Here is an 8,009-nt window from a genome sequence, read left to right on the forward strand (position 1 = left end):
CATCCATCCTTGGACGAACGGCCAGGCCGAGCGGATGAATCGAACCATCAAGGACGCCACCGTCAAGGTCTACCATTATGACGACCTGGAAAGTCTCAAGGCCCATGTCCTGGCCTTCGTCACTGCTTACAACCTCGCCAAACACCTCAAGGCACTCCGATGGCGAACGCCCTATCAAGCAATCTGCAACGCCTGGACAAGGGACCCGTCAATCTTCAAAATCAATCCGCACCATCTCATTCCGGGACCACACACCTAGTAAGTGCATGAAGCTTTCAGAGCGGGTCAAGCCAATCAGTTATCTCAAGGCGCATGCGCCCGAGATTATCCGGACGCTAAAGGACAATCCGCAGCCGGTCGTCATTACGCTTCATGGAGAGGCGAAAGCCATTCTTCAGGACGTCGGCCAATACGAAGAAACACAAGAGACGGTGGCGCTCCTGAAGGTAGTGGCGCTCACCAACCGGCAAGTGGAGGAAGGCAAAGTGCGCCCCGTTGCGTACGCCTTTTCGCGCATCCGCAAGCGTCTAGCCGACAGCCAATCCTGATGCCATATCGTGTCGTTTTGCTGAGGAAGCGGAACGCGACATCGAGGAGCTCTATCGCATCATCGCTAGCCGCTATGGGACCGAGGCGGCAGAGCGCATCCTGACGGAAATTGAAAGCACCTGCGCCGAGCTTGAAGCACTCCCCGCCGGCGGAAATGTACCGAAGGAGTTGGCGGGTATCGGAATCTCCGAATATCGGGAACTGCACCATAAGCCGTGACGCATGATCTATCGCAGGCCACTGATGTCGTTGTCTACTGCGTCGTGGACGGACGCCGTGACATGCAGGCGTTTCTGGAGCGAAGGCTGCTGCGCTGATGTTAGGGCGGCGCGGTTTTTGGTTGTTATATCATCGACTACGACGGGATCCCGGCGGGCGTCGCTGAATGGAACCGACCAGCCTCAATGAACAGCAGCCGACGTCGGCGCGTTTACCCTGGTGGCCTCTTGGCCAACATAAGTGGATATCAGCATTGCGGCAATCTCGTCCAAGGACCGGTAACCCTCGTTGTATAGTTCTATCGCGGCCAGGCAGAGTACGCTTGTCGACTGCTCATTGGGGATAATGCCATAATGGCGATGCCAGGCCTGTACAGCTTCGGACATCGTTCGAAAATCAGGTTCCGGCTTCTGCAGCACAGGCTGTTCCTTAGTTACTTATTCTCGGAGGCCAGTTCACCCGGCTTGAACGAACCAGGCCCGCCTTCTGACGAAATGGCATCTGAACTCGCCTTTTCGTCTCCAGGTATCGTTGTCGCGCTGTGATGCGAAGGCGAAGACGTCTGGGGCAAGTCGTCGTCTTCGGCCAGTTCGCGCTCAGCCTCATACCAACGTCGATCCTGGCCTTCCGGACGACCCTCCGGCTCCCGCTTCTCGAACGCCCGGCGTCTCACGTGCTCCGTGTCCATGAAAGCCTCCATTGTTGGCAATCATAAACGTTCGCTGCACGGAGTGGTTCCTCGATTGCCGGTGGGGTCGCAATGACATTTTTGTGCACGATACGGGCATCTAACTCCGGATCCTGACCCGGATAAGACACTGACGCTGTTTCAAGCTCAAATGCGGTGAAGCACGGAGGGGTGGAATGTCTGACTTCCCAGCCCGGCGGCTGGCGACATAAAACTGAGCCGCGGTCTGGGCTGATCATGAACTTCCGGGGTACTGGGCTGCTACGGGCCTAGACAACGCTCAGCGGCCGCCTCGAAATTCGGAATGATGCCGAGCACCGCGGCAAAGGTGTCGAGCAGCGACGCATCGAATGTCGCCTTCACCGCCTCGAAACCCGACTCGAGCTCCATCTCGGACGGGATTGCACAGCTGGAACCTATCAAACCCACACGTATTTGTTGCGTCCGATAACTTTATCTAACTTGACCGATTATAATTTTTTGATACCTGTGAGGAAACAGGCAAAATGAGCGAGGATACCATCTTGAGATCCAACCTTATCTAAATCTGCAAAAGCGACTTTCTGACTGTCGTTTTGTTCTCTATGCGAATATCTCTTTAGTGGGACATTTGCTTTGGAGTCAGCAGGTAAATTTCGCTGGCGTAGATAACTGCTGGCTCAGATGAGGCGAGGGATACCTCAGCCATCTGAGCACCACGCATGTGATCTATCCTCGAAAAGAGGTAGGTTGTTCCATGTATTCTAAATCTAAAGATTCTTCATCTGATAACATAACGGAACTAGCGGCAAACATCGTTACCGCCTACGTAAGCAGACACGATGTTCCCGTGCAGGACTTGCCTTCACTTATCGCAAGCGTTCAAGCCGCGTTAGGACAGGGGCATAAGGTTCCTGAAGGTGTACCGGAAACAAGGCCTTCGTTCGCCTCGCATCAGCGCCCAGCTGTGCCTATCGAACAATCGATAGAAAAGGATCACTTAATTTGCTTGGAAGACGGCCGGAAGTTCCGCTCATTGAAACGGCATTTGAAAACTCAGTACAATCTAAACCCTGACGAATATCGAATTAAGTGGGGTCTTCCGCCCGAATACCCGATGGTTGCCCCCTCTTATGCCGCTCGGCGCTCATCAATTGCCAAGGGTATCGGTTTGGGCGTCAACGTATCAAGGCGGTCAAACAAGCAGGAAGAGTAGGCTTCAAAGAGGTTAAAGCGGGAAATCTCGCTTTAACCTCATGAAAAAGGCATTGCCTCCAAACGCTTCATTTCATCTGTACAAAACAGGCTTATCCACTTGTTATCATTATTATTATGATCGCCCGGGTTCATATGGATAAAGAAATCCGGCGATACGATTCGGCAAAAGTGTAGCTGGGTTCCAGGCAGGTTGATAGCGCGAGAGTATACATAGATGTTGCTGGAGACAGATAGAATATTTTCTTTGAGCCTCTCGATATTCCTGTCTGGCATGCTCGTTCCTATCTCCAGTGGAGCGACTTCGACGCCAAGCTCAAATCCTGCTTTGTTCGCAGCTTGGAAATTTTCTTTGAGAGACGTGCTGCCGTAGTCTCGACTGTTGAAGAATTCCATTTGAGGAAGCAATAGAGACGTTTGCCAAGCTTCTGTAAAAGCCTTCGTTGTTGCCATTTCGGGAATGAGATCGGCAGAGCAGCCGCAGGAGAAATTGACCAATGCATCTGCATCGTTCGAGCGATACYCGCAAAACTTAACGCTGACCCCCGCCAGGAAAGAAATGTCGATTAATCTCAGGCTGCCATTGGAAGACATTTGATCGTGAATTTTCTGGGCTTTCCCATCTGTGAGGCTGCCCCTCAGACTGTTCCCCTCGATAGCGTTGCAGCGTCGGGAAACCCACATAGCCGTTGTGCACTGCCTTTCAACGAACTCCAACAGCGCGCCCCGAAACGCGTCGAGTTCATTGCGATGTATTGCCGAACCGGACGTATCACGTATCGGTGCGAATAGAGCGTCGCGCTGTGCGTCAAAACTGTGCAATGACAGAAGAACTGCCGGGTAGAGAGCTTTGCTATCGGAGCCCAAGCGGCTAACGTCTACAAGACGGAAGTTCGTGCCGTGCACGTCGTCGCGAACATCATCGTGGCAGGTTTGCTGGAGCGCAAACGCCAATGCGGCCTGTTCATCGACGTTAAGTCGCATGTCTGCAATGGCACCTGATTGTGTAGAGGTTACAGCTCGGAACGCCGTATAGCGTTCAAAATATTCTCCCATGGCTTTGACCGCCACGCCTGGGCCAAAACCAAACCCGTGACCGTTGAGATCGTTGGTGTCATCTGCTGAGAAGACAGTAGGTTCACAGATGCAAGCCGGATATGCTGGTGTTAGCCGATATCTCGGTGTGCTGGAGGCGAAACTGCGATATGAATGGTGCATTAGTCGTCCTCCGGATAGGCAAAAGCCTGAATGATTCCCGGCAACAGAATGCGGCTATCCAGCCCGCATCTCTTCGCCAGAGCGTACTCAGAAAAGCCAGATAGAACGCGGGACCGAATTTCTTGCTGTTGGGCAATTTGAAGCATCTGTTGGTACATCGATCCGACTTCCATCAGTGCGAGCCGATAACCGCGAGAGCGATACTTGAATATCGCCTTTTTAAGGCTGATGAGGTACACTACGTAGAACGCAGCGCGATCGATCTTATAGATGTCATTATATGAGGCGCTATCATATTCTCCTTGAAGCACCTCGAAAGCGTTGCTTACCGGCAGGTAATGCAAAACATCAAAGTCTGCGTCTCGTCCTGAGACGTTCCCCAGGATAACGACTGTTTCAACACTGTAGAGGGCGCCGCCAGAGGGATAAGGCCGCCGTCGGGCCTGGTCAGCGCCAAGAGCTTGTGAGAAGATTTGGCAAATAGTCTGGAAGTCGACAGACCTTGTTCCACCCTTTTCAAGGGACGGTAGTCGCCAGATCGATTCAGGGATATTTTTCCCGAGTGAAATCGTTCGAGTGATATGGGAAAACCTTGTTTCGAAGGCCTCCGCCCGCTTTAGGTCTTCGACCGACAGATATGGCTGGCTCAGAGCGCTTTCCAGTGGGGAGCCGGCAACGGAGATACAGTGCTGGTGAAAAGTGCGGATTTCGCTTTCAACTTCTGGGTCAACAAACTGGCTTGCGTGTGCGATTTGGTTGACCGACGATATTTTTGCGTGTCGCATCTACGGTCTCTCCCTAAATATCACGTGGTGATGAACTGAAATTTGAATGGACGCCCCTGTGTCGTTCAATGCGGCCAGTGTCGAGATTCAATTCGATCACGGTGCTGAGGTCATCAGGGAAGAGCGGAGAAACACCATCTGCGATGAGTGGGCGAAGCCGCATGTAAGCAAGGTGGAGTGCGGTTGCGGTCTCGATTTGCGAGGCGGGAAATGTTGGTACCGCTAGCGTTTCGATCGCATAGGGATCAGAAAAGAAATAGTCTGCCCAACTAGAAGGCTTAAATTTTGAAGATCGATCAAGGCCAGCGAGATTATGGATACCGCTGAAATGATCGGGTAGGTCGATCGCCGGCGAATAGAATCCATCGACGATGAAATGTCGGAAAACAAAATATGAATGAAGCAAGATCGATTCTTTTCTCGATTTGCACGCAGCGTATATTTTCCTGGCGAGCTCAGGCTCGTAACGATCTTGAATAGCCAGGATAAGATCGGCGCCCTCGATATCTGCAATGTTTGCAGAAGAGYGGCATGACACAGCGTCACGATCGAGTATCAACTGCGCAACGTCATCGGCGAGTTTTCGGGACGGAGAAAAAACCATTACGGTTTTCATATCTTCGACTTTTCGGAGCACTCTCAGGCGCTCTAGGAACTGCCGAGCGGCCGTGACTGGGAGCGTCTGGCTCTCTAAAATTTTTTCAATTTCCCGTTCGTGAACGCGAGATTGAAGCCGTTTAATTTCGCCAAGAGCAGCCACAAGATTTGCGTCGGTAACGCGCGCTGCGCCTACCGGCGTGAAAAGCTGCCATGCGCCATCTGTCGGCGCGGAACTGATTACGAACGGGGAAACCGAAAGCATCTTGCAACCCTCCTTGTGAAAGTGGCGGCCCCGATGTGGGGCCGCCGTTGCTCTTTAAGTCGAAACCGAGTTTGCCGAGCCGGAAGACTTGCCGGAAGCGCCGCAGCGGCTGCTGCTGTCGCACCGGGCGCACGTTGCAGCGGTTTGAACCTTAGCATCGCCACCATCGACGAACTCGATTTCGGTTCCAAACTGCGGCGGATTCAGAATCTGCGTAGTCATCACATACCTCCTATTTGCGGGTTGAAGGTGCAGCGAAATGCTGCAAAAGCAAAATTATTCCTATATTCACCTTAGTCAAGCATAAAAATAGTGATAGTATGTATTCAATGGCAATATCGAAGAATAATATTCTCAGCTATTGCTCGGTAATATTGTGCAATGGAGCGATATTCATGGGTAACTCGCAAAACGCATTTTTGGTAATAAGCAATATGCTTCTGAATAACAGCAAACAGCGCGCTCTGTTTCTGTTGGTATTATGCACTATAACGCTCACCGCAATTGGTTCAGCGTTGTTTCCAATATTCTTCTCCCTAGGTATTGATGCGCTGGCCGAGGGAGGTGCGAGTGTCAATGTAGGTACTCGCTATATAATCGCTTTCGGAATTGGCCTGACAGTTGTCGGGGCTCTAGAGCAGGCCCAATGGCTTACATTCGGACCAATGAACCTGCGTCTTCAAAGACACCTAACGAGGCATGTATTCGAACATGCTCTTTCCCTGCCGTATCGTAAGCTGAAGGAATATACGACTTACGAGATTGGCCGAACCGTAGAGCGTGGCCTCGATGCGGTCCGCGAAATCACGTCAAATCTGACCTTCTTCCTGATACCTACATTTATTGAGCTGATCATTGCGGCGTCGGTTATAGCCTTCATGATCGACGTATGGATCGCGTTGCTACTATTTTCCGCGCTGCTCCTGTACGCGATCATCGCCAACGTATCGGCAGCCAAAATCAGAAGATCCACTGAAAGTGCGATGGAGACCGGGATCGACGCTTGGAATTTCGGTCTTGATGGCGTCGCTAATGCAGAACTTGTTCAGCAGGCCAACAGGGTCAATGAATTCGCTGAGCGTTTAAACCGCAAGCTCAAAGTCAACGATCAAGCGTGGGCTTTGACATTCCAACAGAGAGCTTTTTTTGGCGTTCTCCAGGCGCTTGTGTTCGGCGCTGTCGTGACGGGTGTACTCTGGCGTGGGGCCTCGGATGTTGCCGATGGGACGATGACCATCGGCAATTTAGTACTGCTGAACACTTACATTATCCGGCTGCTGCAGCCAGTCGAAACCTTTGCAAGGGTTTATCGGGAGGTGAACTCCTCCTTGGGAGAAGCCAGATTGCTTATGGAGCTTCTCTCGACGCCTGTACCTGAAATGCTGACGCAGCCTGTTGGCTGTGATCGATTGCCGATGACCCTGGAACTGTCTGATATAGCGATCTCGATGAATGAACGGGACTTATTGGCCGACCTTTCCCTTATGGTGCCGGCTAGGGGGAAGCTGTTCATAGTCGGCCCATCGGGCGTTGGAAAATCATCTTTGTTGAAGGTGATCTCGTGCCTGTCCATGGCTGATCGTGGCAAATACCTCATCGATGGCGCGTTGGTCACTGAAGGAAATGCGGGTGGTTTTAGGTCGAGTATCAGCGTCGTGCAGCAGGACTGCCTTCTATTCGATTGGTCGATATCTGAAAATATTGCATTTGGCGTAGAGGCGCCTCAGGAGGAAATAGAAAAGGTCATTCTAAGGCTTGGCCTGCATGACGTGGTGCAACGTCACCAAGAATTGGGAGAGCCAACCGTCGGCGAGCGCGGCAGCCGTTTGTCGGGCGGAGAAAAGCAGCGGGTATCGCTCGCGCGTGCACTTCTTGCCAAACCCCTGCTGCTTATTCTTGATGAGCCTACGGCAGCACTGGATGAAATAAATCGGAAGGGTGTTTTAGATGCAATCGCGGAGTTGCAGCAGACATGCACCACGGTTTTTGTCACTCATGATCTCTCCATAGTGGACGCTGAAAGCGAAGTTTTGTTCCTCGGACCAAATCACCGCTATTGGACGGGAACTCATGCGGATCTCCAAAGGGAGAGCGGGGAATACCAGGCATTTGTGGACGGCAAAGTAATCGGGCAATTTTCTGACATGTCGCAGAAATCCTGAGTTTCTCGACAAGATTGTCGGCCCTGGAAAATCAGGGAATTCTGTCGCAAAACTCGCTTGCAAGAGTCACGGTTTCCCGACAGATATATGGTAAGCGCGTAGGCCACCCCATGTATCTTTCGGACTGCTGATAGGCGATTTTCTGCATGAGTCATGCGGAGAATCCTATGAACGACAGTGTGAATCAGCCTCGGACCTTCGAGGTTTTGACCGCAGAGCCGGTGCGAAGAAGACGCAAGCCTCGTGAGTGGTCGGACGACGAAAAGGCGCGGATCCTGGCCATGGCGCTGCAGCCTGGGGCGAACGTCTCGGCGGTCGCCCGGTCTGAAGGC

Annotated in this window: 11 protein-coding genes and 1 pseudogene; 5 read left to right on the forward strand and 7 right to left on the reverse strand. The window is 52.2% G+C overall.

Features of this window, described 5'->3' with window-relative positions; translation table 11 throughout:
• The 3 genes and pseudogenes from AC1DE4_RS31285 to AC1DE4_RS31295 all read left to right on the forward strand — a co-directional run.
• The coding region (locus AC1DE4_RS31285) for an integrase core domain-containing protein (RefSeq protein ID WP_477884711.1) at nucleotides 1-259 on the forward strand (259 nt) is incomplete at its 5' end.
• Nucleotides 260-266: 7 nt separating this feature from the next.
• On the forward strand, nucleotides 267-548 hold the full coding sequence (locus AC1DE4_RS31290; protein WP_477884712.1) for a type II toxin-antitoxin system Phd/YefM family antitoxin: 282 nt from the start codon (nucleotides 267-269) through the stop codon (nucleotides 546-548).
• Nucleotides 548-866: pseudogene (locus AC1DE4_RS31295) on the forward strand (type II toxin-antitoxin system RelE/ParE family toxin). The gene AC1DE4_RS31290 and the pseudogene AC1DE4_RS31295 overlap by 1 nt, the downstream one beginning before the upstream one ends.
• An 84-nt stretch (nucleotides 867-950) precedes the next feature.
• Here AC1DE4_RS31295 and AC1DE4_RS31300 read toward each other — a convergent pair.
• The 3 genes from AC1DE4_RS31300 to AC1DE4_RS31310 all read right to left on the reverse strand — a co-directional run bounded on the left by AC1DE4_RS31300 (nucleotide 951) and on the right by AC1DE4_RS31310 (nucleotide 1,846).
• Nucleotides 951-1,154, reverse strand: coding sequence for a hypothetical protein (locus AC1DE4_RS31300; protein ID WP_113164165.1), 204 nt, complete (start codon nucleotides 1,152-1,154; stop codon nucleotides 951-953).
• Nucleotides 1,155-1,201: 47 nt separating this feature from the next.
• Nucleotides 1,202-1,456, reverse strand: coding sequence for a DUF2934 domain-containing protein (locus AC1DE4_RS31305; protein WP_169681690.1), 255 nt, complete (start codon nucleotides 1,454-1,456; stop codon nucleotides 1,202-1,204).
• Nucleotides 1,457-1,717: 261 nt separating this feature from the next.
• Nucleotides 1,718-1,846: a hypothetical protein gene (locus tag AC1DE4_RS31310; RefSeq protein WP_281419662.1), complete on the reverse strand. Its 129-nt coding sequence runs from the start codon at nucleotides 1,844-1,846 to the stop codon at nucleotides 1,718-1,720.
• Between the two features lie 346 nt (nucleotides 1,847-2,192).
• Here AC1DE4_RS31310 and AC1DE4_RS31315 point away from each other — a divergent pair, with 346 nt between their 5' ends.
• Nucleotides 2,193-2,651 carry a Ros/MucR family transcriptional regulator gene (locus tag AC1DE4_RS31315; protein WP_169681692.1) on the forward strand — a complete coding sequence of 153 codons (459 nt, stop codon included), beginning with the start codon at nucleotides 2,193-2,195 and terminating at the stop codon, nucleotides 2,649-2,651.
• 38 nt (nucleotides 2,652-2,689) lie between these two features.
• Here the strand turns inward: AC1DE4_RS31315 and AC1DE4_RS31320 are convergent, their stop codons facing one another.
• The 4 genes from AC1DE4_RS31320 to AC1DE4_RS31335 are packed head-to-tail and all read right to left on the reverse strand — an operon-like array spanning nucleotide 2,690 to nucleotide 5,737.
• Nucleotides 2,690-3,868: a YcaO-like family protein gene (locus AC1DE4_RS31320; RefSeq protein ID WP_477884713.1), complete on the reverse strand. Its 1,179-nt coding sequence runs from the start codon at nucleotides 3,866-3,868 to the stop codon at nucleotides 2,690-2,692.
• Complete coding sequence (locus AC1DE4_RS31325) at nucleotides 3,868-4,653, reverse strand: nitroreductase family protein (RefSeq protein ID WP_169681694.1); 786 nt, start codon at nucleotides 4,651-4,653, stop codon at nucleotides 3,868-3,870. The genes AC1DE4_RS31320 and AC1DE4_RS31325 overlap by 1 nt, the downstream gene beginning before the upstream one ends.
• A gap of 13 nt (nucleotides 4,654-4,666) precedes the next feature.
• A complete protein-coding gene (locus AC1DE4_RS31330) occupies nucleotides 4,667-5,515 on the reverse strand; it encodes an McbB family protein (RefSeq protein WP_477884714.1) in 849 nt (282 codons plus the stop codon).
• A 54-nt stretch (nucleotides 5,516-5,569) separates the two neighbouring features.
• Nucleotides 5,570-5,737 carry a phazolicin family TOMM bacteriocin gene (locus AC1DE4_RS31335; protein ID WP_169681695.1) on the reverse strand — a complete coding sequence of 56 codons (168 nt, stop codon included), beginning with the start codon at nucleotides 5,735-5,737 and terminating at the stop codon, nucleotides 5,570-5,572.
• 173 nt (nucleotides 5,738-5,910) lie between these two features.
• On the opposite strand from AC1DE4_RS31335, the gene AC1DE4_RS31340 reads away from it, so the two are divergent.
• Entirely contained in the window at nucleotides 5,911-7,677 is a 1,767-nt protein-coding gene (locus AC1DE4_RS31340; RefSeq protein WP_169681696.1) for an ATP-binding cassette domain-containing protein, read from the forward strand.
• Nucleotides 7,678-8,009 lie beyond the last annotated feature (332 nt).

It is taken from the genome of Rhizobium sp. 10N414, assembly GCF_056394785.1.